Genomic DNA, 22295 nt, shown 5'->3' on the forward strand with positions numbered 1-22295 from the left:
GCCCCCATGTCCGACCCTGCAAGCCCTTTGCTGAATGCCCTGCGCGAGGGCACCCGAGCCTGCCACAAGGGGCTTGAACGGCGTCTTCCGTTTTTCAGCGACGGCTTCGACTTGCCGGCCTATCAGCGCCTGATCGAGGCCTACTACGGCTTCCATGCCCCGCTGGAAGCCGCTCTCGCCGGCTACCAGGGCGTCGAGCGCAACAAGGCCCCGGCCCTTGCCCGTGATCTGTTGGCGCTAGGCCTCGACGCAGCTCAGGTCGATGCCCTGCCACAGTGCGGCGCCCTGCCGCTGATCGACAGCGAGGCCAGTGCCTTGGGGGTGATGTACGTGCTTGAAGGATCGACACTCGGCGGGCAGGTGCTCAAACGCGCCATGGCCGAGCGCCTGGGCGTTGGTGCCGACAGCGGCGCTGCGTTTTTCGACGTGTACGGGCCGTTGACCGGGACGCACTGGCGCTGCTTCCTCGCCCGCCTGGCAGAGGCCTCGTTGCCACCGGCCGCCCTGACCTGTTCGGTACAGGCCGCGGTTGCCACGTTCGAGCGTTTCGAGCAGTGGCTCGAGGCACGACGGGTATTGCTCCGCCTGTCGAACTGAGGCTCCCGGAAACAGCCGCATACAATTGCATTGCCGATGGCCATGCCCGATCATGGCCACTTGCCTTCAACGCCGACTGAAAGGAGTCTCCTGGCAATGCTGCTCATGCTCATCCTTCTCTCTGTGCTCAACCTTGCCATCAGCTGGTGGAACTGCCGCACCGTCGGCCTGATCTGGGATGAGGCCCGCTACGTCGGCGGCACCATGCGCATGCTCGCCTGGGCCGGGGCCATCGAGGCCACCCTTGGCTTCAGCTCGGTGCTGTTGTTGCTGGTGACCTTGTATTTCTATTCCACCGGCCAGCTGCCCCAGGAATACCTCGATGCCGTCGAGAGCCTGTGGTACCTGCTGATCATCATTCCGGCCATCGGCAGCGCCGTGGTCATCAGCGTGCACTCGCTGGAAAACGCCTGGCGCCAGCGCAACTTCAGCGACATCGCCGTTGCCGCGTGGAACGTCTACGCCACCGCCCAGCGCCTGGAGCGCGCCACCCATGCGATGCCTGCGGCGTTCGAACGGGTCAGCAAGCTGTTCCAGGGCAAGGATGACCGCAAGGCCGCGCTGGTGGTGATGATCGTGCTGATTGCCGTGACCGGCGGCGCGCTGATTACGTGGAAGCTGATCCGCCACTACGCCCAACAGGCCAGCGGGCCAAAGCTGCCTGAGCAGGTAGCGCCGCAGGTGGTCACACAGGCCGTGACCGAGCCGATGCCTCAGCCGTTGCCGGCCACGGGCGCCGCACGCAGTTCGATCTGAGCCGCCAGCGCACTGCCACGAAGGCCGCACCTGCGGCCTTCCCGAAAAAGCATCAGCCGCGTTCTATTCCCTCCAGCACGGCCGAAGACAGCGCCAATCCTTTTTCCAGTGAGTTCTCCGTTGCCACCAGCAGGCTGCGCAACGGTTCGTTGGCCTTTTCCAGCGCCAGGGCGTTGGTTTCATAGGCCGCCTGCAAGGCCGCCACGGCGCAGACCAGCACGTCCTCGCCGTCGATGCCGGCGTGAACCGAGAACATCGGGGGGTGGGCTTCGTGGCAGGTACCAAAGCGGGCGTGGGCCGTGGTTGGGCGCGGGGGAAGGGGCCGGGAGGTTCCGGCTTGGGCATCGTTCATCGGTGAACCTCCCGGAGCCAGGTGCGGGGTGGATCGGGCACGATTTTCAGCATGGTTAAGCACTCCTACATAGCCATGAAAAGCTGCCTGAATCCGTTTGCACCCGGAAAGTTGGAGGCAGCTGCGCGCAGGTGTGCAAGACCGAGATGTAGGAACCCGGCAGGTCCGAAAACCTCCCACGCGCAGCCACCATCTAGTGGCTTGCGGGCGAATTCGCCTGGAACGAACAGCGGCGTATTCGCACTACATCTGCGGGCTTGCACACCCGGTCGCTGAAGTGACAACGACCCGGCGAGACTAATGAGCCCGGCTGACGAGAACAACCGCCGAAAGGCCGCAAAATCATGCTTGGGAAATGCCCTACATGAAATAAGGAAAGTCCTAAGAATTCTCCGTAAATCCAATTACTTACGTAATCATCACGATTTCATTCAATGGAACATGCACTTACAGCTTGCTGCTTGCTCCAGCCTGGATATCGCCCTAGCGTGCAGTCTCTTCCCCTCACAGCGCTGCGTGCTCCCATGTGCCAGAATCCATCGCTACAGCCTGTCTGCCTCCCACTCTTGGCCCCGAGGCATCCAACAAGAGCAACCATCATGATTGAGTTCGATCACGCCATCGGCATTGCCGCCGAAAACCTGCGCAAGCTCGTCGTCAGCGCTACGCACCTGCAACTCGAGGAAGCGTTGCTCTCCCCCGACGAGAGCACTTACCACATCACCTACAGCTACCAGCTCGACCCGCCCCCCCTCAACGTCGACGCCGACAGCACATCACCCTTGCGCCAACTGGCGAAGATCATGGGCACCCGCCGCGAGCACAAGGTGTTTCTAATCGACGCAGCCACCGGCAAGTTCAAGGGATTCAGGAACAAGGAGTGATGAATGGCCAGGAAGCTGATCATCGACACCAACCTGCTCCTGCTGCTGGTAATCGGCAGCCTGGAAGGGGGCAGGTTCATCCGGGTGTCAAAACGCCTGAAGAAGTTCGCTGACGCGGACTACCGCAAGGTCCTGGCGATCATCGCCGAGCACGACGAAGTGCACATCACCCCCTACATAGCCACCGAAATCTCCAACCTGATCGACCTCACCGGCCCCGCCTACCATTCGGCCCTCGCCGCCGCCGGCCAGCTGTTCGCGATATTCCGCCAGGTCGAGTCGGACATCCATACCGACAGCTGTGGCGAGCTTTTCCTGCGCTTCGGTATCACCGACAACTCACTCATCCAGTTGGCGTCCGACTATTTCATCCTGACCGATGATCACAGGATGCTCGGCCCGCTGTTCGCCAGCCAACCCGCCAACATCATTCCCTACACCCTCGCCTGACCCCGCCCTGACTCAAAAATCAAAACAATTACTTGATTTTTTGTACACGAATATTTCGTCAAAGGTTTATATTCCGACCCACCTGAACAGCAAAGATAGCAAGTGGCCATCAGCCAGATAAAACGGCCATGTGCACCTTCACTCTCACGGATGGGCGTCACGCATGAAGATAAAGAACAAGCTGGTCCTGGCCTTCGTACTGGTGGCTTTTATCCCGGTGGCGCTGGTCGGAGGCATTTCGGTGCTGAACATCCGCAGTGAAGCGGTGGAGCAGTTCCTCGATGGCAGCACCCGGGAAATCCGCCAGATCGACGGCAACATGCGGCAATTTTTCGACGGCACCCTGCAGAATGTCGATCAAATGGCCAAAGATCCTGTATACACCTCTGTCACCTCCCTGAAGAACTACACAACCGCCGATGCGGCCAGCCAGCCCATGCCGCCGGCCGCGCAGCAGGTCATCGACGCCTTCGCCCGCTACGGCACCACCCACCCGGCGGCGGCGATCCTGTCCATCGGCCTGGAAGACGGCAGCTACGCCAAGTGGCCGGACGACCCGCAACTGGCCAAGTACGACCCACGCACCCGCCCCTGGTACAAGGCCGCCATGGCCAGCCCGGACAAGACCGTACGCACCGCCGCCTACTACTACGACAAGGACGATGTGGCCCTGGTCGGCACCGCCCGGGCACTGCTCGACGACGCCGGCAAGGCCAAGGGCGTGTTCGTGGTCAGCGTCTCACTTAAAAACCTCACCGAGCTGGTCAAGAGCATCAAGCTCGGCGACAGCGGCTACGTGATGCTGATCGAGGACGGCACGGTGCTGGTCGACCCGCGCGATGCCACGCACAGCTTCAAACAGCTCAAGGACCTCGGCGCGCCCTACGCACAGCTGGCCGCCACCGCCCAAGGCTCCACCGAGGTGGTGATCGATGGCGTGCGTTACATGGCCAACGTATGGACCTCCCCGGGCCTTGGCTGGCGCTTCATCGGCTTGATCGAATACGACGAAGTGATGGCCGCGGCCACGCGCATGACCTACGTCACCGCCGTCATCGTGGTGCTGCTGGCGCTGGTGTTCGCCCTGGTGGCGGCGGCCTTCTCGCGGGTGATCGTCAAGCCCATCGGCCAGGTCAGCCTGGGCCTGCAGTCGATCGCCGAAGGCGAAGGCGACCTGCGCCGCGACTTGCAGATCCAGGGCAAGGACGAAACCGCCGAACTGGCCGGTTGGTTCAACAAGTTCCTGGCCGCCATCCGCCAGCTGATCCAGCGCATCGGCGCCGCCTCGAACAACCTGCAGCAGGCCTCGAAGGCCAACAGCACCATGGCCGACGACATGAACGAAGCCGCTGGGCGTCAGCGCGAGGCGGTGGAGCTGGTGTCCACTGCGTTCAACGAGATGGTCGCCACCGCCAACGAAGTGGCGCGCTCCTGCAGCAGTGCCGCCGATGCCGCCGAACAGGGCCATCGGCGCGTGGCCGAGGGCAAGCAGCAGATCGAGCAGACCACCGACAACGTCAACCGCCTGGGCCGCCGCCTGAGCGAATCGTCCCAGGCCATGGTCGAACTGGAGGCCGGCAGCCGCAGCATCAACCAGATCCTCGGCACCATCCGTGCCATCGCCGAGCAGACCAACCTGCTGGCCCTGAACGCCGCCATCGAAGCGGCACGGGCCGGTGACCAGGGCCGCGGTTTCGCCGTGGTCGCCGATGAAGTACGAGCACTGGCCAAGCGCACCGCCGACTCCACCGGCGAGATCGACCAGTTGCTCAATACCCTCGGCGACAAGACCCAGGAAGTCTCGCAGAAGATGGAAAGCTGCCTGGACCTGTCGCGCGCCAGCGTGTCGTCGATCGAGCATGCGCGGGACAGCTTCGAAGGCATCCAGGTGTCGGTGAACGAGATCCGCGATCAGAACCTGCAAATTTCCGCCGCCGCCGAGGAGCAGCACAGCGTGGCCGAAGAGATCAACCGGCACATTCAGCAGATCTACGACGAAGCACGGCTGGTGGAAGGGCTGGCCAGCTCGGCGCAGTCGGACTCCGGGCGGCTGGCGCAGCTGTCGGATGAACTGAACGGTCTGGTCGGGCGGTTCAAGTCTTAAGGCATCGTGGGAGCGGCGGTGAGCCGATGCGACTTGCCCCGCGAAAGGGCCGGCATTGTCTACAGTGATCTCGAAGCCCTGCGCGAGATCACCATGCCCCACCCACCCCTCCCCCGCAGCGTCTGGGCCTTGGGCTTCGTCTCGCTGTTCATGGACATCTCTTCGGAGATGATCCACGCCCTGTTGCCGCTGTACATGGTTGGCGTACTCGGCACGTCGGTGCTGGCGGTTGGGCTGATCGAAGGTATCGCCGAAGCCACGGCATCGATCACCAAGGTATTTTCCGGCGCCCTCAGCGACCGATTGGGCAAACGCAAGCTGCTCACCGTGCTCGGCTATGGCCTGGCGGCCATGACCAAGCCCGTGTTCCCCCTGGCCTCGGGCCTTGAGTGGTTGACTGCAGCGCGCTTTGTCGACCGCATCGGCAAAGGCATACGTGGCGCCCCGCGTGATGCCTTGATTGCCGACGTTACCCCTGCCGAATTGCGCGGGGCGGCATTCGGCCTGCGCCAGGCACTGGATACGGTCGGCGCGTTCATCGGGCCGCTGCTGGCCATCCTGTTGATGTGGCTGACTGCGAGCCATTTCCAGACGGTGTTCTGGGTCGCCGTGATACCGGCCGCGCTGGCCGTCTGCATTTTGGTGGCCTTCGTCCACGAGCCCGAAGGCCCAGTCGCGCCCAGGCCCGTGCGCTGGCCCTTGGCAGTGCCCGAACTCGCACGCCTGGGGCGTGGCTACTGGCGGCTGATCCTGCTTGCCACATGTTTTGCCCTGGCCCGTTTCAGTGAAGCTTTTCTGCTGCTGCGTGGCCAGGCGCTGGGGCTGCCGGCGTTGTGGGCGCCAGCGGTGCTGGTGGCCATGGCGCTGGCGTTCTCGCTGTCGGCCTACCCCGCCGGGGTGTTGTCGGATCGGCTCGGGCGACGCGGCGTGCTAATGGTCGGGCTGGGCTTGCTGGTGTTGGCCGACCTCTCGCTGGCGCTGCTGCCGAGCTGGACCGGATTGGCGTTAGGCGTGAGTTTGTGGGGGCTGCACATGGGCTTCAGCCAAGGGGTGTTCGGCGCGTTGATCGCCGACAGCGCGCCAACCGACCTGCGCGGCACAGCGTTCGGGCTGTTCAACCTGCTGACCGGGGTGGCGCTGCTGGTGGCCAGCGTGCTGGCCGGAGGGTTGTGGGATTGGCTGGGGTATCAGGCGACGTTTCTGGTGGGTGGGGCTTTTGCGTTGGCCACCTTGGCGGGGGTGTGGAGATGCCGGAGTCAGTTTTGAAGGCCTCGCGGCCAATCGCCAGCAAGCCCACTAAACAGGCTTGCACGTCCACTGTGGGAGCGGCCTTGCCGGGGCGCCGGACCGGCCGGAAAGGGCTGCAGAGCAGCCCCGGCGTTTTTTGTTGCTTGGCTGAAAAACCGGGGCCGCTTCGCAGCCCTTTCCGGCCGGTCCGGCGCCCCGGCAAGGCCGCTCCTACAGTGGTCGTGCAGCCTGCCGGCGTTGCGGGCCGCGGATCTAAGCCGGCTCCTCGACCACCGGCTGTTGCTCGAACAGCGACCACCCGCCCTGCCCGTCCACTTCCAGCCGGTGGGTATGGAACGCCGCCAGGGTACTGCGGTGCCCGACGCTGACCAGCAACGTCTCTGGCATCTCGCTGCGCAGCAACGCATACAGCCCATGCTCCAGCCCCTCGTCCATCGCCGAAGTCGACTCGTCGAGGAACACCACCTGGGGCTGGTTGAACAGTACCCGGGCGAACGCCAGGCGTTGCTGCTCGCCCACCGATAGAATCCGTGACCAGTCGCACTGCACGTCGAGGCGTTCGGCCAGGTGGGACAGGTTGACCTGGCGCAACGCCTGCTGCATGCGCGCATCGTCCTCGGGCCTGCCGCCTGCCGGATAAGCGATGGCCGTGCGCAGATCGCCCAAGGGCAGGTACGGTCGCTGGGAAAGAAACAGCGCCTGGTGCCCCAGTGGCCGCCTGACCTCGCCTTCGGCATAGGGCCACAGCCCGGCCAGGGCGCGCAGCAACGTGGTCTTGCCACTGCCCGAAGGCCCTTTGATCAGCAGCGCCTGGCCGGCCTGCAGGTGCAGCTCGAGGTTGGCGATCAGGGCATGGCCGTCCGGGCGCAGCACCTGCAGCCCGCTGATGGCCAATGCTTTGGACAAGCCGTCGGTGTCGACTTTGGGCAACTCACTGGCCTGCTGGTTGGCATCAAGGAAGCCAGTCAAACGGTCAAGGGTGGCGCGGTAGCTGGCGAAGGTGTCGTAGGACTCTCGGAAGAACGACAGCGAATCCTGCACCTGGCCAAAGGCCTGGGCAGTCTGCATCACGTCGCCCAGCTTGATCGCGCCGCTGAAGAAACGCGGCGCCTGGAGGATGAACGGGAAGACCACTGCGACCTGGCTGATGCCCAGGTTGAAACCGCTGAATTTCAGGTTTCGGAACACCAGCGCCCATGCATTGCCGATCAGGGCGAAGAAGCGGCCAAGCAGCGTGCCGCGCTCAACCTGCGCGCCCTGGTAGAAGGCGATGTTCTCGGCGTTTTCACGCAGGCGCATCAGCGCGTAACGGAAGTTGGCGGTGAGCTTTTCATTGAGGAAGTTCAGGCGGATCAGCGGCTGCCCGAGGCGGAAGGCGATCCAGGTGGCGATCAGCACATACACGTACACGGCGAACACCATCGCCCGCGGCACTTCGACCCCTGCCACCGCCAGCGGTGCCGACAGTCCCCAGAGAATCCCGGTGAAGGCCACCAGCGACACCACTGCGCTGACCGCGCCCAGCGCCAACGACACGGAGCCTGTGACGAAGGCGTTCACATCCAGCTCGATACGCTGGTCGGGGTTGTCCACCGGTTCGGCGAGGAATTGCCCGCGGTAATAAGCATCACCGTGCATCCAGTCGGCGCTCAGGCGCTCGGTCAGCCAGACCCGCCAATGGATGTTGAACGCCTGGGTAACGTAGAAGGCGAACAGCGAACGCAGCACATGGATGGCGGCAAGCACCGCGAACACCCCCAGCATGTACCAGAACGCCGTCTGATCCAGGGCCTGCAGCGCGCTGTAGAAGCCGTTGTACCAGAACGAGAACAGCACGTTCAGGCGTACCGAGAACAGGGTCAGCACCAGCAGCAGGGCAAATGCCAGCAACGGCCGCCAGCTGCGTTGAATGCTGAAGTAGGGCCCGGCGAGCTGCCAGAACTGGCGGCCCCATCGAGTGCCGCGCACGGCCAGCGTGGCGGCGCCGATGAAGCAGACGAAGGTGATGCCAGTGGCGATTGCCAGCCAGCTCAGGCTCTCTTGCAGGGCCTGGTGCCAGTTCATGTCCATGGTGGGATTCCGTGACAGTGTTTTCGCGAGCGTAGCATTGGCTTGCGAATAGCCTCACGTATATGACGGACATTTCATTTTTTGCCTGTCACGGCCTCATCGCGGGGCAAGCCCGCTCCCACGCGTAACTGTGTGGGAGCGGGCTTGCCCCGCGATGCGGCCACACCATCAGTCGCTAGGCCAGTGCCTCCCGCACTTTCGGATCAAGCCCTTCCCCCGCATGGGCCTCGATCCACTCCCCCAACTGCTTGCGCATCGCCGGTGTCCAGAAGCTCTGCAGGTGCTGCCTTACCCCCTGCACTGCCTTATCCCGGTCCGGCTCGCTGTCGAAGTAGTGGGCGATCTGGTTGGCCATCTTCACCAGGTTGTCGCTGCTCATCGGCGCACCTCTGCCTTTTCCTTGCCTTGCGCCTGACGTCGCTCGTCGAGCAGGCGCCGCTGTTCGTCACTGAAGCTCTGGTAGCGCTTCTGCCATTCCGATGGCTGGAACACCTTGACCACCTCCACTGCGGTGACTTTGTACTCGGGGCAGTTGGTGGCCCAGTCGGAGTTGTCGGTGGTAATCACGTTGGCGCCGGACTCGGGGAAGTGGAAGGTGGTGTACACCACCCCCGCTGCCACCCGCCCGCTGACCCTGGCACGCAGCACGCTCTGCCCCGCACGGCTGCCTACGCCGACCCAGTCGCCGTCGTTGATGCCGCGGCTCTCGGCGTCGCTGGGGTGGATCTCCAGGCGGTCCTCGGCGTGCCAGGCGACGTTATCGGTACGCCGGGTCTGCGCGCCGACGTTGTACTGGCTGAGGATGCGCCCGGTGGTCAAGAGCAGCGGGTAGCGGTTGTTGACCTTCTCGTCGGTGGGCACATAACCGGTGAGCATGAAGCGGCCCTTGCCGCGCACGAACTGGTCGATGTGCATGGTCGGGGTGCCATCGGGCGCGGCGTCGTTGCACGGCCACTGCAGGCTGCCGTGGCGGTCGATCTCGCTGTAGCTGACGCGGTGGAAAGTCGGCGTCAGGCGGGCAATTTCGTCCATGATCTCGGACGGGTGGCGGTACTGCATCGGGTAACCCAGGGCGTTGGCCAGGGCCATGGTGGCTTCCCAGTCTGCCTTGCCGGCCAGCGGCTCCATCACCTTGCGTACCCGCGAGATGCGCCGTTCGGCGTTGGTGAAGGTCCCGTCCTTTTCCAGGAACGAACTGCCCGGCAGGAACACATGGGCAAACTTGGCCGTTTCGTTGAGGAAGATGTCCTGCACCACCACGCATTCCATCGCCAGCAAGGCCGCGGTGACGTGCTGGGTGTTGGGGTCGCTCTGGGCGATGTCCTCACCCTGGCAGTACAGCGCCTTGAAGCTGCCATCGAGCGCGGCCTCGAACATGTTGGGGATGCGCAGCCCAGGGTCGGGTTGCAGCGTCACGCCCCAGGCCTGTTCGAACTCGCTGCGCACACTGGCGTTGGAGATATGCCGGTAGCCGGGCAGCTCGTGGGGGAACGAGCCCATGTCGCAGGAACCCTGCACGTTGTTCTGCCCGCGCAGCGGGTTCACCCCTACCCCTTCACGGCCGATGTTGCCGGTGGCCATGGCCAGGTTGGCGATGCCCATCACCGCGGTGCTGCCCTGGCTGTGCTCGGTCACGCCCAGGCCGTAGTAGATCGCCGCATTGCCACCGGTGGCGTACAGCCGGGCGGCGGCGCGGATCTGTTCGGCGGGCACGCCGCACACCGGGCCAAGCAGCTCCGGGGCGTTGTCGGGCTGGGCAACGAAATCGCGCCAGCGGGCAAAGTCCTCGGTCTCGCAGCGAGCATCGATGAAGCGCTGGTCAAGCAGGCCTTCGCTGACGATCACATGGGCCAGGGCGTTGAGCATGGCCACGTTGGTGCCCGGGCGCAGTTGCAGGTGCAGTTCGGCACGGGCGTGGGGCGAGTCGACCAGGTCGATGCGCCGCGGGTCGATGACGATCAGCCGCGCGCCCTGACGCAAGCGGCGCTTGAGCTGCGAGCCGAACACCGGGTGGGCGTCGGTGGGGTTGGCACCGATTACCAGCACCACGTCGGCCTGCATCACCGAGTCGAAACTCTGGGTGCCGGCGGACTCGCCGAGGGTCTGCTTGAGGCCATAACCGGTCGGTGAGTGGCAAACCCGCGCGCAGGTGTCGACGTTGTTGTTGCCGAATGCGGTGCGCACCAGCTTCTGCACCAGGTACGCCTCTTCGTTGGTGCAGCGGCTGGAGGTAATGCCGCCGATGGAATCGCGCCCGTACTTGAGCTGGATGCGGCGCAACTCGCTGGCGGCATAGGTCACCGCCTCGTCCCAGCTGACCTCCTGCCACGGGTCTTGCAGGCGCTTGCGGATCATCGGTTTGGTGATGCGGTCGGGGTGAGTGGCGTAGCCCCAGGCGAAGCGGCCCTTGACGCAGGCGTGGCCGTGGTTGGCGCCGCCCTGCTTGTCCGGGACCATGCGCACCAACTGGTCGCCCTTCAGTTCGGCACGGAACGAGCAGCCCACACCGCAATAGGCACAGGTTGTTATCACCGCGCGTTCGGGCTGGCCGAGCTGGACAAGGCTCTTTTCGCTGAGGGTCGCGGTCGGGCAGGCCTGCACACAGGCGCCGCAGGAGACGCATTCGGAGCTGAGAAAATCGGCGCCACCGGCGGCTGCCACCCGCGAGTCGAAACCACGCCCGGTGATGGTCAAGGCGAAGGTGCCCTGGATGTCTTCGCAGGCGCGTACGCAGCGGCTGCAGACGATGCACTTGCTGGGCTCGTAGTCGAAGTACGGGTTGGACACGTCCTTCTGTTCACTCAGGTGGTTGTCGCCGTCATAGCCGTAGCGCACCTCGCGCAGGCCGACCTGGCCGGCGACGGTCTGCAGCTCGCAATTGCCGTTGGCCGAGCAGGTCAGGCAGTCCAGCGGGTGGTCGGAAATGTACAGCTCCATCACATTGCGCCGCAGGTCGGCCAGGCGCGGGGTTTGCGTGCGCACCACCATGCCCTCGTTGACCGGCGTGGTGCACGACGCCGGGTAGCCGCGCATGCCGTCGATCTCGACCATGCACATGCGGCACGAGCCGAAGGCTTCGAGGCTGTCGGTGGCACACAGCTTGGGGATGGTGGTGCCGAGCAACGCGGCGGCGCGCATCACCGAGGTGCCGGCGGGCACGCTGATCGAACGGCCATCGATGACCAGGCTGACCTGCACGTCGCTGACGCGCTCGGGGGTACCCAGGTCGATATCGCTGCTGGGGTCGAAGTAGTTGATCATTGCGCGGCCTCCAGGCCGAAATCGGCGGGGAAGTGCTTGAGGGCGCTGGCCACGGGATACGGGGTCATCCCGCCCATGGCGCACAGCGAACCGTACTGCATGGTGTCACAAAGGTCGCGCAGCAGGCCGGCCTGGCGTTCGCGCAAGGCCGGGTCGGTGCTGGCGATCAGCCGGTCGATCACCTCGACGCCGCGGGTCGAACCGATCCGGCACGGCGTGCACTTGCCGCACGACTCTTCGGCGCAGAACTGCAGGGCGAAGCGCGCCATGCCAGCCATGTTCAGGGTGTCATCGGCCAGCACCACGCCGCCGTGGCCGAGCATCGCGCCGATGGCGACAAAGGCTTCGTAGTCCAGCGGCGTATCGAACTGCGCTGGCGGCACCCAGGCCCCCAGCGGGCCACCGACCTGCGCGGCCTTGATCGGCCGGCCGCTGGCGGTACCGCCGCCGTAACCTTCCACCAGCTCGCGCAGCGTAAGGCCGAACGCCCGCTCCACCAGGCCACCGTGGCGAACATTGCCGGCCAGCTGGAACGGCAGGGTGCCCAGCGAGCGGCCCATGCCGAAGTCGCGGTAGTACGCCGCGCCCTTGGCCAGGATGATCGGGATCGAGGCCAGGGTGAGCACGTTGTGCACCAGTGTCGGCAGGCCGAACAGCCCCTCCAGCGCTGGCAGCGGTGGCTTGGCGCGGACGATGCCGCGCTTGCCTTCAAGGGACTCGAGCAGCGCGGTTTCCTCGCCGCAGATATAGGCGCCCGCACCGACCCGCACCTGCAGGTCGAAGGCCACGCTTTTGCCGGCGACGTCAAGGTAACCGGCTTCGCGGGCCAGCAGGATCGCCTCGTTCAGGGTACGGATGGCATCCGGGTACTCCGAGCGCACATAGATGTAGCCTTTGCTCGCCCCCACGGCGAGCCCGGCGATGATCATGCCCTCGATCAGCAGGAAGGGGTCGCCCTCCATCAGCATGCGATCGGCGAAGGTGCCGGAGTCACCCTCGTCGGCATTGCACACCACGTATTTCTGCGCGGCCTGGGCCTCGCGCACGGTGCGCCACTTGATGCCCGCCGGGAACGCCGCGCCACCTCGGCCACGCAGGCCGGACTCAAGCACGGCGGCGACCACCTCGTCGCCCTCCATCAGCGTTGCCCGGCGCAGGCCTTCGAAGCCGCCGTTGGCGTGGTAGTCGTCCAGCGACAGCGGCCGGGTGATGCCCGCGCGGGCAAACAGCAGGCGTTGCTGGGTTTTCAGGTAAGGAATCTGCTCGACCAGGCCCAGTGCCAGGGCATGGCCTGGCTCGCCTGTGGCCAGCGCGTCGAGCAAGCCCGGCACGTCTTCGACCGAGACCGGCCCGAAACCCAGGCGGCCGGCGTCGCTTTCCAGCTCGAGCAACGGCTCCAGCCAGTACAGGCCACGCGAACTGGTGCGCTGGATGCGCAGCGGCAGCTGGCGGCGCTCAGCCTCGCGGGCCAGCGCCTCGGCCACCTCATCGGCACCGACGGCGCGGGCCACCGAATCACACGGAATGCACAGGTTCAACATGTCTTCACCTCCTCCCGGCAGCCATCCACCAGCGCCCGCAAGCGCTCGGGGGTGAGCCGTGCGTGCAACTGGCCATCGAGCTCGAGCGCCGGTGAACAGGCACAAGCGCCCAGGCAGTAGACCGGGCGCAGGCTCAACGCGCCATCCGCGCTGGTGCCGTGGTCGTCCAGGCCAAGCTGTTCACGCAACTGTGCGGCCAGCGCCTCGGCACCGCGGCTCTGGCAGGACTCGGCGCGGCACAGGCGCAGCGTGTGCCGTGCAGGCGGTGTGGTGCGAAAGTCGTGGTAGAAGCTGATGACCCCGCGCACCTCGGCCAGGCTGAGGTTGAGGGCATGGGCGATTTCATTGATGGCGATGTCGGGGATATGGCCGACGCCGGCCTGGATGGCGTGAAGGATCGGCAGCAAGGCGCCGGGAGTGTCCTTCTCACGGGCCAGGACGCGCTGGATCAGGGGCAGGTGGTTCAACTCATCAGGCATACAGCAAACCTCGGCAACCCGGGCCACCCCGAAACGCGAGCAGTAACCGGCGGTGTTCAGCTGCGGTGCGCGGCCACGTCACGGTGGCAGTGTGCCGGGCACCCTCCTTGCCGGCGGCCGGGCGTCTAGGTGCGCGCGGTCCGAAGGCATCCTCTGAGCATGGCAGGTCTGGGGCCTTGGGGTTGTGCGCGGGCGACCCGGCGCGTCCTGAAACCGACCACTGGAGGGCCCATCATCGGCGGGGCAATCGTAACGTTGTGATCAGCCCGCTCCCCCGTTGACGAGGCTTGCTACGTAGTTCTCTACGCGACAGCGCAGCCGGTCAGTCCACGACCACATGCGGCAGGAACCGCGAGCTGTCCTTGGTGATCAGGGTGTCGTCTTCACGGATGCCGATCCCCGAGGCCAGATCACCGACCACCCACGAACCGATCAAGGTGTAGCTGTCGCCGAACTTCGGCAAAGGCGCGAAACCTTGCAGGATATACGGTGCATCGTCGTAGGGCCCGTCCTCGAACACCCGCTGGTCATCGGTGGTGCGAATGTCCACATTGGCCCCCTCGCGGGAGAAATACGGCTTGCGCACCCAGCCCTTGGGCACCGCCCGCCGGGGGTCTTCGTCGAGGAAGGCTGGCAACAGGTTCGGATGGCCCTCGTGCCATTCCCACAACAACGGCAGGATGCCCTTGTTGGAAATCAGCGACTTCCACGCTGGCTCGACGAACTGGGTATCACATCCGGCGATGGCCTGGCCGAAGTCCTCGTGGAAGATATGCTCCCAGGCGTGCAGCTTGAACAGGCGCGGGATGGGTCGGCCTTCGAGGTCGACAAAACGCCCCTCGCCGTTCAGACCGATATCCTCCAGGTCGATATGTCGGGTGCTGATACCCACGTGCCCGGCCATCTTGCGCAGGAAATCCGTGGTGCCGCGGTCCTCGATCGAGCCGCCGATGGCCGAGAAGTAGAACGGGCTCTCACATTCGAAGGCCGCAAACGCCCGCACCAGGTCTTCAGCCAGGGTGTTGAACTGGCTGGCATGGGCCGGCAGCACACCGCGCTCAATCTGCTGCTCAAGCCAGATCAGCTGGAACGCCGCCGCCTCGTACAGCGAGGTCGGCGTGTCGTAGTTGGCCTCGATCAGTTTGGCCGGGCCCGTGCCGTCGTAGCTGAAGTCGAAACGCCCGTAGAGGTGCGGATGCCCCTCCTTCCACGAACGACGCACCAGGTCGAAAAACGCCGGCGCAATCGCCAGGCGGGTCATCAGCGCTTCGCTGTCGACAATGCGCGCCACCGCGTCCAGGCACATCGCGTGCAGCTCCTGGGTGGGCGCCTCCAGGTCACGGCTGACCTGGGCCTCACTGAACTGGTAGTAACCGCGCTCATCCCAGTAGCGCTCGCCGTCGATGGTGTGAAAGGCGAAGCCTTCGCGCTCGGCGGTGGTGCGCCAGTCCGGGCGTTCGTCGCAGTGGACCTTGCGCATGCTCAACCGCCGAAACTGAAGCCGCCGCTGCTCTTGCCGCCCCAGCCGCTGCGCGCAGTGGCCTGGCTGCCGAAGCCGCCACGGGAGATCGACGAGGACACGCTGGAGCGGGTCGAGTTTCTGGACTTGTAGCTGCTAGCGCTGGAGCTGCCGGAGTAGTAGCTGCTGTAGCTGCCGCCGCTCTGCTGGGCCTGGTCGGAGCGCTCGAAGCGTTTGCCTTGGTCGATCTGCTGGCCGAGGGTGGTGGTGCGGTAGTCGCCGCGGCTGTCGCGATACTGGTAGACCGGCTGCGAGTAGTACTGGCGATTACCGCCGCTGAGCACCTGGCCGAGCAGCAGGCCGGCGAGCAGGCCATTGAAGTTGCTGCCACCGCTGACAGCCTGGCCACTGCTCTCGACCTGGGTGCGGGCCGCGTCGACCTGCGACTGGCTCACCTCGCCCGACACCGCCAGCTCGAAACCGCCAAGACGCGGCATGTAGCGGTTGTCGCTGGTGACCTGGCAGTAGTCCGGCACGAAATCGGCCTCGCACGCCGCCTTGTCGCCATAGGTCGGCGCGACCCGACGGTGATCGGCCAACGCCTCCATATAAGCATCGGAACACACGTCCACCGGCACCTTGTCATCGACACAGGCCTGGACGGTGGTGTAGTTGCTGCGCTTGCTGACCGTGTAGGTCTCCTCGGGCGCGCTGCACGCGGTGAGCGCCAGCGGCAGGGAACTGGCCAGCACCAGCTTGACGGAACTGCGTCTCATGTATGGCTCCTTGCGCGCAAACGACTCAGACCGACGGGGTCATGCAGGCCGAATTGAGAAAGCCCACGCTGATCGCCACGGCGGCGGCGTAGATCGCGGCGGCCATCTCGCCCTTGGCGATGCGGCTGGCCAACCCCTTGAGCACCAGGCTGGTGATGGCGAAGGCCAGCAGTTGCACCACGGCAGCGATCACCACCCAGACCACGAAGTCGAGCAGGCCGACGCTGTAGGCGATGATGTTGCTGGCCGGCAGCGAGAAGCCGATCAGCGCGCCGCCCAGGGCGACAGCGGCGGCGCTGTTATTGTCGCGGATCAGGGCGAATTCGCGGTGCGGGGTGAGGTGCGTGTAGATGAACTGGAACAGCCAGAACAGCACCAGCGCCACGCTGATGTAGAGAATGAAGCCGATCACTGCCTGGGCGTTGAGCGACATGCGAAGTGCGTCGAGCATGGTGAATCCTTGTCAGATGACGTTGAAGTCCGTTGATTGCAGGGTGACACCCACCGAAGTGGTCAGGCTGACATTGCCGTCCTCGTCTTCCTCCACCGACAGCAGGAGGAATTCGCGGCGATCGGTCAGGCCGGTTTCGCGGGCATACAGCATCGACAGGTGCTGGATGCGGTAGCTGGTCTCGGGGCTGGTGACCCACTCGCTGATCGGCGTGAGCTCGGTCTGCCCCTCTTCGCTGCCCCACTGGCGAACGAACTCGTAGCCTTCGTGCTCGTAGTACGGCAGGCCGATGTTCGACTCGGGGCCGACCAGGCGCTTGAGCTCCGCGTCGCTGGTGACCGGCACCACGCTGTAGTAACCGAACAGGATGATGTCACGGACATCGTCAGCGGACGCGCCGTTCATCACCACCTGCAGCCAGTAGTCCTCGTTTTCCATATAGAAGCGCGCCAGGCGCACAGACTGGCCGAGGTCAACCTCACCAATCGCCCAGACCACTTCCTGCTCGGGAACCTCCAGTTCGCAATGCCCGTCGAGCAGTAGTTTGAGTGAGCGATCGAGCTTGAGCATGCGCCCACTGCCCAGGCCGAATGGCAGGTTGCCTTGGGCCTGACTGCTGGCGGCAGGTTTGGGGGCTTCGAAGCCCATGAAGCGTTTCAACCAACCCACGGGGCATCTCCTGGGTGAGAGGGTGACGGATCAGGAGCCAGTACTGGAGCTGTAGCAAACAGGCTGGGCCTGTCGGCAGAAGGCGACATTGAAAATCCCTTGGGTCGCGGCAGTCCTTTGGCGGGGGCGACACGATACTGCTTTTCGTATGCCCCGCCAACGGGTCTGCAGCAGGGTTTTTGCACCAGCCCCACGATGAGGCCGGCCCACTCAGCGAATCACTGCGCCGGCTTGGCCGCCTTGGCCTTCAAACGTGCCAGCACATCGTCGGCACCACTGTTGCTGGCGCCGATCCCAGCCGACTTCAGGCGTGCTTCCAGATCGCTGCCGTCAGCCTTGCCCGCCAGCTCCGCCGCCGCTTCCAGCTCGGCGGCACGCTCGGCCTGGCGCTTCTTGATACGATCCAGCGACCCGACCGCCGTTTCCAGGCTGCCATTGGCGCCGCCGGTGGCCGACGCCGCGCTGACCTGGGCACGCTGCACGCTTTCGCGAGCCTTGACCAGATCAACCTGTTGCTTGAGGCCCTTGATCTGCGCCTCGGTCTTGTTCACGGTGGCGGTCAGGGTCGTCACCGACGCACCGAACTGGTCGGCCAGCGCCTGCTCGCTGTCACGCTGGTTGGTCAGGTCGGCGATGCGCGCCGCGCATTCGTGGGCCAGGCCCTCCTCGCCCTTGTCCAGCGCGGCAATGGCCTTCTGCTCCCAGTCGCCGATGGTCTTGTCGAACTCGGTGATGCGCTGCTGCGCGGTCTTGTGCTTGGCCATGATCTTGACCAACTGGTTGCGCGCATCGATCAGGTTGTTGTCCGCGTCGCGGATCTCCTGGTCGAGGATGCGCAGGGCCTGGGAGTCGACGATCGCCTCACCGACTTCCGAAGCACCGCCACGCAGGGCGGTGACGATCTTTCTCAACAAACTCATGATGCAATCTCCGGAATCAGTGGGTGAAGTAGTCTTCGAAATCTTCGGCGGCGGTGATGACGTTGTCGGCCAGGGTGTGGATCTCCTGGACGATGTTGTCCAGCGACGAGGCCGCGCTCAGGGCGCCGAACATGGTGTACACCGACTCGCCCGAGGGCAGCGTGTGCAGGCCGATGGACGACAGCGGGAACACGTCGCGGGTACGCAGCACCGCATCGTTGAATGCAGCGCGGTCTTTCACCTGGCTGGCTTGCACCAGCAGCGTGTCGACCAGGATCTGCTCACCGGCCACGGCGATGTACAGCGGCAGGCCGTCCAGTTCGTTCATCACCAGCTTGAGGCTGGGCTCGGCGCCCTGTTGCAGGGACAGGCCGATCGACCCGCCGCGCACCTCGTCCAGGCCTTGCAGGGCGCCGTGCAGCGTTTCGATCGTCCAGTGGGTGTGCTCGGTCATGAAATCCTCCGTTCTGACCTGTTTGCCCGCGTGGGGCTGACGTAAAGCCTTCTCGATACCGCGCAGGGCGGCGGCGTGCTCGGGCAGGATCCACAGCTCACGCTTGACCAGGCCCGCGGCCTTGAGCCGGGCGCGCATGTCACGCATGTAGTCGGTGGAGCTTTTCTTGCCTGTCATCGAAGGGGGTGTCCTTGTCTCACATGTGAGGCAAGTTACGCCTGGACCATGAGCTACGCAAGCCTCACATGTGAGATATCAGGCTCGCCCGGTGCGCCCGACCCGACCTAACCCGCCAGCCGCGTCAGTCGCTGCAACGCCTCGATCACCTGCGGGTCACGCGCCTCGAGCACATCCACCTGGATTCTTGCGATCACCGCCTTCAGCAGCTCGGTCTGACTCATCCGGGTTTGCCCCAGCAGCGTCAGGAAGTCCTCGGCCATGTGCACGTTGACCTTCATCGACAACCGCCGCGTGGCGCCGGACGCCGGCAACCCCCTCTGACGCCGCTGCGCGTCGAGTGCCTGGACGAAGGCCTCGTGGCCGGGTTGCAGACCCGCCCCCTGGCGGGCCTGCACCAGCCAATGGAAATAATGGGCGAGGAACAGCTTGCGCAAGTGTGCCCCCGCCTCGCTGCTGACCGCTTGCATTGCCGCGTCGAGCACATCGAGATACACCGCCGGCAGCCGCGCCTCGATCGACTTGAGCTGCTGCTTGCGCGCCTCGCGGATTGCCGGGGTGGACTGAGGCGGGATGGCCACCACCGTATCGCAGCCATCGCACACGCCCACCAGGATGTCTCGCGCCAAACCCTGCCCATCGCTGAACGGCACGTCTCGGCGCAGATAACGCGTGGTTACCACTGCCTGGCAATGCTCGCAGAGCGCCTTGCCGATATCGCCTTCGAAAAGAATCTTCATTGCCTGGGTACTCACTGATGAACGCTGATGAACCAGGTGTCTGGCTCGAGAAAATAGAACTTGATGTACCAACCGTGCCACCTGATCAGGTGAACTTCGACCGATGCCACGGTGTGATGGGGGCTGCTGCGGTAATGGGTGCCGTTGCAGGCGCGGATGACGTCGATGACCTGCGCCGCAGTAACCGCTCCAGTCGCCAACAGGTTCTTCACCTCGATATCGCCGCGTGACGCATGCAGGTACTCACCTGCTTCGAGGGCTGCGATCACCGCGCGCCTCACTGTTTTAAAGCCTTTTTGCATGGTACATCCCTGTCAATACGAAAATCATCGTACACACCTGAAGCGATTGCCAGTCTTCCATTGCCTCAGGCGACCAGTGGCGCTCCGGCAGGTTCTGCCAGAGCACATCACGTTGCATCGACTATGGCTCTGCGGAGCAGCCGCTGAAGCGCGGCTGTGTAACCAGCGCTTTCACAATGTTTCCCGATGTGCCGAGGCAGGTTTTCGGCAGGTCACTGGAGGCCGCCCGGCTCCTCATTACGGCACCTGTAGCCTCCCGCGCCCATTCGCCAAGCTATTGAAATGGAATGCACTAGCAAAAGGCCTGTACGATACGCGCCGGCGGCCGGGGCCCCTGCCCAGGGCGACGCCTGCGCTGTTCACCATGGAAGCTGTTGTGCCCTGCGGGCCCACTCGCAGGCACGTTGCGTGCTGCCTGGATCCAGAAGGCGATTGGAAGGGAATTAAGGACTACCACTGTGTCAAACGACAAAAGCTATCCGCTCACGCCACACGATGTTTCAAACGTTCTTCCGCCCAGCGGTGCAACGACTACCCAGCCGGCCCAAGGCACCGCAAGAACAGTTGATTATCGAGCGGACATCGACGGACTGCGTGCAATTGCCGTTCTGCTGGTGCTGGTCTTCCATGGCGGGCTCACACTGTTCCCGTCGGGGTTCATCGGCGTCGATATCTTCTTCGTCATCTCCGGCTACCTGACCTCTTCGATCATCCTCAGGTCGATGGAAAAAGGCACGTTCACTTTCTCCGGGTTCTACGCGCGACGGATCTGGCGGCTTCAGCCTGCGGTGCTGGCCCTGTTGGTCGGTACCCTGGCAGTGGCCACCGTCCTGTACCTGCCGGATGACTATGTCAATTTCCTGAAGAGCGAGAAGTACACAAGCCTGCTGCTGTCAAACCAGTACTTCGGCAAGGCAACGGGCGGCTATGCAACGGCGGACGCCGCGACCCTGCTGCTCATGCACACCTGGTCGCTGGCCATCGAGTGGCAGTGGTACATCGTGCTGCCGCTGGGGCTGTGGCTGCTGAACCGCTCGCTGAGCAAACGCCAGCTGGGCTATGCCTGTGTACTGTTGACGCTGCTGTCGTTCGGCGCCGCCCTGTATATTTCCAAGGCCTTCTATGGACATGGCTACTACTTCTTCACGGCACGCATCTTCGAACTGATGATCGGTTCCTGCGTCGCCGTGCTGGGCAACGGCAGGAACCAGCCTGGCAAGGTCCTGGCCTCGGCCATCGCACTGGTTGCGATGCTGGTCATCGTCCTGACCGCCCTGCAAGTCATCCCGGTGGCAAGCTACCCGGACCATCACGCGCTGCTGGTCTGCCTGGCCACCGCCGCGCTGCTGTTCGTCGGCCCCTCCAGCATCACCTCCAGGCTGCTGTCGTCCAGGCCGGTGGTCTTGATCGGCTTGATCTCGTACTCACTGTACCTGTGGCACTGGCCGATCATCGCCACCGTCAACTACCTGGGCATGGAAAAGACCCCAACGGTCATCGCCAGCTACTTCGCCCTCACCTTCGCCCTGGCCACGCTGTCCTACCTGCTGGTGGAAAAACCACTGCGCCACTCGCGCCTGGGCTTCACCAAGACCCTCGTGCTGATGCTGATCGTGCCGGCCATCGGCCTGTCGGCACTGCATGCCGCCGGGAAGAAGGCCGACGGTTGGCCCGCCCGCTTCGACTACGGTACCGACGGCGTCCTGACCCGCCTCAAGGCCGCCGAAGTGCCTCACCGTGAAAAATGCCTGGAAGGTGCCCGCGATGGCTCGGACGAGCGTTGCGCCATGGGCGACGTACAGTCGCCAACCAAGGCGCTGCTGATCGGCGACTCGTTCTCCAACCAGGAGTGGGGCTTCATCGATACCCTGGCCAAGGACGCGAACATATCGGTCATGGCGCAATCCTTCTCCGCCTGCCTGACCTTGCCTGGCGTCTACCTGTACGACTGGTACAAGTTCAAGGAGCTGTACGTCACCTGCCATGCGGCCAGCGCCGACTATTACCAGCTGATCAAGCAGAACCAGTACAAGTACGTGATGATCGGCCAGATCTGGGAGAACTACGTGAATACCGACAGGGTAGTCACCGCCCTGGCAGACGAGCGTACCGAAGCGCTCTCCAACCAACGGCTCAAGGCCGCGCTGCTTGAAGGGCTACAGGCCATCCGCGAGGCCGGTGCCATTCCGGTGATCGTCAAGGCCAACAGACTGATGCCGCCCAGCGTCAACAACTGCGTGTACCGCAACATCAAACTGCGCGGGATGTTCGGCGTCGCGGCCGAAAGCGCGCATTGCAACCAGCAACCTTGGGATGGCGTTGAAGATCCCAAGCTCACCGCGCTGTTCAAGGCCGCGCAGCAGGCTTATCCAGAGCTGATCATCATTGATCCGAAGGATGCGCAGTGCCGGGACGGCGCCTGCCTGATGGCCATCGACGGGGTGCCGGTGTACCGCGATATCGGCCATATCACCGATTACGCCTCGTACTGGTTCGGCCAGCAGTACCTGCAGCACAAGGGCAACCCCTTCCTGCAACCTGCCCAGTAATCAGAGGCTTGCAGGGCCAGCGCAAGGCTGGCCCTGCAACCTTGCGCTGGACAACA

At 64.4% G+C, this 22295-nt stretch carries 21 protein-coding genes; 7 read left to right on the forward strand and 14 right to left on the reverse strand.

Annotation, left to right across the window (positions count from 1 at the left end; translation table 11 throughout):
* The first annotated feature begins 6 nt into the window (after positions 1-6).
* Both RTH46_RS10300 and RTH46_RS10305 read left to right on the forward strand, forming a co-directional pair.
* Positions 7-597, forward strand: a complete 591-nt coding sequence (locus RTH46_RS10300) for a biliverdin-producing heme oxygenase (protein WP_316905616.1) — start codon at positions 7-9, stop codon at positions 595-597.
* 96 nt (positions 598-693) lie between these two features.
* Positions 694-1353 carry a hypothetical protein gene (locus RTH46_RS10305; protein ID WP_153787097.1) on the forward strand — a complete coding sequence of 220 codons (660 nt, stop codon included), beginning with the start codon at positions 694-696 and terminating at the stop codon, positions 1351-1353.
* A gap of 52 nt (positions 1354-1405) precedes the next feature.
* Here RTH46_RS10305 and RTH46_RS10310 read toward each other — a convergent pair whose 3' ends face one another.
* Positions 1406-1609, reverse strand: coding sequence for a hypothetical protein (locus tag RTH46_RS10310; RefSeq protein WP_316905617.1), 204 nt, complete (start codon positions 1607-1609; stop codon positions 1406-1408).
* 695 nt (positions 1610-2304) lie between these two features.
* Between RTH46_RS10310 and RTH46_RS10315 the strand changes: the two genes are divergently transcribed.
* The 4 genes from RTH46_RS10315 to RTH46_RS10330 all read left to right on the forward strand — a co-directional run bounded on the left by RTH46_RS10315 (position 2305) and on the right by RTH46_RS10330 (position 6409).
* A complete protein-coding gene (locus tag RTH46_RS10315) occupies positions 2305-2589 on the forward strand; it encodes a hypothetical protein (RefSeq protein WP_316905618.1) in 285 nt (94 codons plus the stop codon).
* Positions 2590-2592: 3 nt separating this feature from the next.
* Positions 2593-3039: a hypothetical protein gene (locus RTH46_RS10320; RefSeq protein WP_153787094.1), complete on the forward strand. Its 447-nt coding sequence runs from the start codon at positions 2593-2595 to the stop codon at positions 3037-3039.
* 163 nt (positions 3040-3202) lie between these two features.
* The gene (locus RTH46_RS10325) at positions 3203-5143 is read left to right on the forward strand and encodes a methyl-accepting chemotaxis protein (protein WP_153787093.1); all 1941 of its coding nucleotides are present in this window, start codon (positions 3203-3205) and stop codon (positions 5141-5143) included.
* A gap of 93 nt (positions 5144-5236) precedes the next feature.
* The gene (locus RTH46_RS10330; protein WP_316905619.1) at positions 5237-6409 is read left to right on the forward strand and encodes an MFS transporter; all 1173 of its coding nucleotides are present in this window, start codon (positions 5237-5239) and stop codon (positions 6407-6409) included.
* A 234-nt stretch (positions 6410-6643) separates the two neighbouring features.
* Here the strand turns inward: RTH46_RS10330 and RTH46_RS10335 are convergent, their stop codons facing one another.
* From RTH46_RS10335 to RTH46_RS10395, 13 genes are all read right to left on the reverse strand, one after another.
* Positions 6644-8461 (reverse strand): ABC transporter ATP-binding protein/permease, encoded by a 1818-nt coding sequence (locus RTH46_RS10335; protein WP_153787091.1) that lies wholly within the window; start codon positions 8459-8461, stop codon positions 6644-6646.
* A gap of 175 nt (positions 8462-8636) precedes the next feature.
* Positions 8637-8840, reverse strand: coding sequence for a formate dehydrogenase subunit delta (locus tag RTH46_RS10340; RefSeq protein ID WP_110996091.1), 204 nt, complete (start codon positions 8838-8840; stop codon positions 8637-8639).
* Positions 8837-11722: a formate dehydrogenase subunit alpha gene (gene fdhF / locus RTH46_RS10345; RefSeq protein ID WP_316905620.1), complete on the reverse strand. Its 2886-nt coding sequence runs from the start codon at positions 11720-11722 to the stop codon at positions 8837-8839. Before fdhF ends, RTH46_RS10340 begins: the two co-directional genes overlap by 4 nt.
* Positions 11719-13263, reverse strand: a complete 1545-nt coding sequence (locus RTH46_RS10350; RefSeq protein ID WP_316905621.1) for a formate dehydrogenase beta subunit — start codon at positions 13261-13263, stop codon at positions 11719-11721. Before RTH46_RS10350 ends, fdhF begins: the two co-directional genes overlap by 4 nt.
* A complete protein-coding gene (locus tag RTH46_RS10355; RefSeq protein ID WP_316905622.1) occupies positions 13257-13742 on the reverse strand; it encodes a formate dehydrogenase subunit gamma in 486 nt (161 codons plus the stop codon). The genes RTH46_RS10350 and RTH46_RS10355 overlap by 7 nt, the downstream gene beginning before the upstream one ends.
* A gap of 322 nt (positions 13743-14064) precedes the next feature.
* A complete protein-coding gene (locus tag RTH46_RS10360) occupies positions 14065-15222 on the reverse strand; it encodes a glutathionylspermidine synthase family protein (RefSeq protein ID WP_316905623.1) in 1158 nt (385 codons plus the stop codon).
* Between the two features lie 2 nt (positions 15223-15224).
* Positions 15225-15977: a DUF1190 domain-containing protein gene (locus tag RTH46_RS10365; protein ID WP_153787086.1), complete on the reverse strand. Its 753-nt coding sequence runs from the start codon at positions 15975-15977 to the stop codon at positions 15225-15227.
* A 25-nt stretch (positions 15978-16002) separates the two neighbouring features.
* Positions 16003-16428, reverse strand: coding sequence for a DUF350 domain-containing protein (locus tag RTH46_RS10370; RefSeq protein ID WP_153787085.1), 426 nt, complete (start codon positions 16426-16428; stop codon positions 16003-16005).
* A 12-nt stretch (positions 16429-16440) separates the two neighbouring features.
* Entirely contained in the window at positions 16441-17097 is a 657-nt protein-coding gene (locus RTH46_RS10375) for a DUF2491 family protein (protein ID WP_178125818.1), read from the reverse strand.
* 218 nt (positions 17098-17315) lie between these two features.
* Entirely contained in the window at positions 17316-18017 is a 702-nt protein-coding gene (locus tag RTH46_RS10380; protein WP_153787084.1) for a PspA/IM30 family protein, read from the reverse strand.
* A 16-nt stretch (positions 18018-18033) separates the two neighbouring features.
* Positions 18034-18648: a YjfI family protein gene (locus tag RTH46_RS10385; protein WP_316905624.1), complete on the reverse strand. Its 615-nt coding sequence runs from the start codon at positions 18646-18648 to the stop codon at positions 18034-18036.
* Between the two features lie 107 nt (positions 18649-18755).
* Positions 18756-19388 (reverse strand): hypothetical protein, encoded by a 633-nt coding sequence (locus RTH46_RS10390; protein ID WP_153787082.1) that lies wholly within the window; start codon positions 19386-19388, stop codon positions 18756-18758.
* An 11-nt stretch (positions 19389-19399) separates the two neighbouring features.
* Positions 19400-19690, reverse strand: a complete 291-nt coding sequence (locus RTH46_RS10395; RefSeq protein ID WP_153787081.1) for a hypothetical protein — start codon at positions 19688-19690, stop codon at positions 19400-19402.
* 458 nt (positions 19691-20148) lie between these two features.
* Between RTH46_RS10395 and RTH46_RS10400 the strand changes: the two genes are divergently transcribed.
* On the forward strand, positions 20149-22239 hold the full coding sequence (locus RTH46_RS10400; RefSeq protein ID WP_178125817.1) for an acyltransferase family protein: 2091 nt from the start codon (positions 20149-20151) through the stop codon (positions 22237-22239).
* Positions 22240-22295: the final 56 nt, after the last annotated feature.

The sequence above is a fragment of the Pseudomonas sp. zfem004 genome (genome assembly GCF_032621715.1).
GTDB lineage: Bacteria > Pseudomonadota > Gammaproteobacteria > Pseudomonadales > Pseudomonadaceae > Aquipseudomonas > Aquipseudomonas sichuanensis.

Coding starts and splice junctions, on each gene's coding strand:
- RTH46_RS10300 (WP_316905616.1), top strand. CDS start 7: ATGTCCGACCCTGCAAGCCCTTTGCTGAATGCCCTGCGCGAGGGCACC.
- RTH46_RS10305 (WP_153787097.1), top strand. CDS start 694: ATGCTGCTCATGCTCATCCTTCTCTCTGTGCTCAACCTTGCCATCAGC.
- RTH46_RS10310 (WP_316905617.1), bottom strand. CDS start 1,609: ATGTTCTCGGTTCACGCCGGCATCGACGGCGAGGACGTGCTGGTCTGC.
- RTH46_RS10315 (WP_316905618.1), top strand. CDS start 2,305: ATGATTGAGTTCGATCACGCCATCGGCATTGCCGCCGAAAACCTGCGC.
- RTH46_RS10320 (WP_153787094.1), top strand. CDS start 2,593: ATGGCCAGGAAGCTGATCATCGACACCAACCTGCTCCTGCTGCTGGTA.
- RTH46_RS10325 (WP_153787093.1), top strand. CDS start 3,203: ATGAAGATAAAGAACAAGCTGGTCCTGGCCTTCGTACTGGTGGCTTTT.
- RTH46_RS10330 (WP_316905619.1), top strand. CDS start 5,237: ATGCCCCACCCACCCCTCCCCCGCAGCGTCTGGGCCTTGGGCTTCGTC.
- RTH46_RS10335 (WP_153787091.1), bottom strand. CDS start 8,461: ATGGACATGAACTGGCACCAGGCCCTGCAAGAGAGCCTGAGCTGGCTG.
- RTH46_RS10340 (WP_110996091.1), bottom strand. CDS start 8,840: ATGAGCAGCGACAACCTGGTGAAGATGGCCAACCAGATCGCCCACTAC.
- fdhF (WP_316905620.1), bottom strand. CDS start 11,722: ATGATCAACTACTTCGACCCCAGCAGCGATATCGACCTGGGTACCCCC.
- RTH46_RS10350 (WP_316905621.1), bottom strand. CDS start 13,263: ATGTTGAACCTGTGCATTCCGTGTGATTCGGTGGCCCGCGCCGTCGGT.
- RTH46_RS10355 (WP_316905622.1), bottom strand. CDS start 13,742: ATGCCTGATGAGTTGAACCACCTGCCCCTGATCCAGCGCGTCCTGGCC.
- RTH46_RS10360 (WP_316905623.1), bottom strand. CDS start 15,222: ATGCGCAAGGTCCACTGCGACGAACGCCCGGACTGGCGCACCACCGCC.
- RTH46_RS10365 (WP_153787086.1), bottom strand. CDS start 15,977: ATGAGACGCAGTTCCGTCAAGCTGGTGCTGGCCAGTTCCCTGCCGCTG.
- RTH46_RS10370 (WP_153787085.1), bottom strand. CDS start 16,428: ATGCTCGACGCACTTCGCATGTCGCTCAACGCCCAGGCAGTGATCGGC.
- RTH46_RS10380 (WP_153787084.1), bottom strand. CDS start 18,017: ATGAGTTTGTTGAGAAAGATCGTCACCGCCCTGCGTGGCGGTGCTTCG.
- RTH46_RS10385 (WP_316905624.1), bottom strand. CDS start 18,648: ATGACAGGCAAGAAAAGCTCCACCGACTACATGCGTGACATGCGCGCC.
- RTH46_RS10390 (WP_153787082.1), bottom strand. CDS start 19,388: ATGAAGATTCTTTTCGAAGGCGATATCGGCAAGGCGCTCTGCGAGCAT.
- RTH46_RS10395 (WP_153787081.1), bottom strand. CDS start 19,690: ATGCAAAAAGGCTTTAAAACAGTGAGGCGCGCGGTGATCGCAGCCCTC.